At 66.8% G+C, this 1,638-nt stretch carries 1 protein-coding gene; it reads right to left on the reverse strand.

Translation table 11 applies throughout. The features are described 5' to 3' along the window. Positions 1–509: 509 nt before the first annotated feature. Positions 510–1,638: HNH endonuclease signature motif containing protein (locus BQ8420_RS19115; RefSeq protein ID WP_087100508.1), on the reverse strand; the 1,129-nt coding region annotated here is incomplete at its 5' end.

The raw sequence follows: 1,638 nt of genomic DNA on the forward strand, positions 1-1,638 counted from the left end.
CGGCACGGGCGGCGGTTGGCGGCTATCGGGGAAGGGGGAGGTGGGGTCAGGGCCCTAAAAGCCCTTCCGGGCCTTCGGCCCGCCGGGCTTCGCCCGGTCCGGCCGCTGCCGGCCGAATCCCTACCCGGCCGCCTGGTCGTGTCGTTGAGCGCGTCGCCACTACGTGACGGGTCGGGCAACGAAGGGCCCGCTACAGGTGCGGCTCGGGGTGGGCCGCGTCCCAGCGGTGGCCAGCTCTGGTGGAGGTGGGCCGGTCACTCCCCAGCACCGGTGCGGGTGTGAGTGTGCTGGCGAGACCCCCAACGGGAGCCACGTTGGCCCCTGGATATGGCTCTGGGTGGGGGGTTCGGTGTGCGGGCATGGCTATATCCCCACAAGGCATGGGGCCTTTGGGGTCTGACACCCACCCGGGGGTGTTTTTCGAGAGGTACGGGGGTTGGATCTGGGGGTCTGCTCCGGATACATGGTTCGGAGCAAGGTGGGCTTTCGCCTGGTCACAGTGCGTGGTGTTAGAGGGCGGTGGCTGGTGCTGGCTCCCCCTCACCACCCTCGTCCCCGCCGGTCTCAGCTTCTTGGCGGTTCTGGGTGTGGTGGTGGTCCCAGATCTGCTGGTTCGCCTTCACCTGCAACCGGTGCTTGAGCCGGTTATGGGTCGAGCACAACAGCTGCATGTTGTCCGAGCTGGTCGCCCCACCGTGGGAGAAGGCGATGATGTGGTCGAACTGCGACCAGCTACGCGGCACATCACAGCCCTCGTGCCACTCGCAGTGAAACTCCTTGTAGCCGGCCGCCTGGCGTACGGGATCGGGGGCGCACCGGTGCTTCTGCCCCACATCGAGCAGGGTTTTGCCTTCGGCGTCGGTCAGGAACCGGCGCAACCAACTCTTCGGGGTCAGGCGGGAGATCATCTGGTCGGGGATGACCACCCCGTCCTCGGTCACCGCCGGCTCCGCGGAGGTATCTCCCAGGTAGCGCTTGAGGGGCACGGTGATGTTCAACGTGACCACCGGCTTCGGCGCCTTCGCGCACGTGCGGTGGGCCAGGGCGGTCTCGAAGATGCGCATCATCGCGTCATAAGTGCGCTGATGCTTCGGCACCGCCGCACTATCCGGCCCATACGGTTCGGTGTAGGCGTCCAGGGCGGCCTGGATCAGCTGGTTATCCGCACCCGGCCCCCACATCCGCAGCAGGAATCCGCCTTCGAAGGTGGGCGAGAATTGGGCGCCACGGTTGTCGAAAGTCTCGTCGTAATCCCGGTCGGCCTTATCGGGGTCCAGCTGGGCGACGAACCATTTCGCCGCGTCCCGCAACTGCCGCACCGACGCCTTCGGACACTCTTTCTTATAGGCGATTAGCCCGAACTCCAGGCGGGCCCGGAAACCCTCCACGTCGGGGTGCTGCGCCCGGAAGTCCTCATCGGCCGTTTCCAGGACCTTGGCCCAGTCGGTCACAGCCTTTTCGGTGGAGGTCGCGATCGCACACGCCTCACCCAACGACAGGACCTCACCCTGGAACGCTTCGTCCACCAACGGCAACTGCTGGTGGTGCAGGGCCCGGGCCAGGGTGGCCAGGTTGTCGGCCTGGGCGGGGGTGGTGCCCCACTTGTGGGTGATCCACGCTTTGAGGGTGTTCTGGCCG

The sequence above is a fragment of the Nocardiopsis sp. JB363 genome (assembly GCF_900143625.1).
GTDB lineage: Bacteria > Actinomycetota > Actinomycetes > Streptosporangiales > Streptosporangiaceae > Nocardiopsis.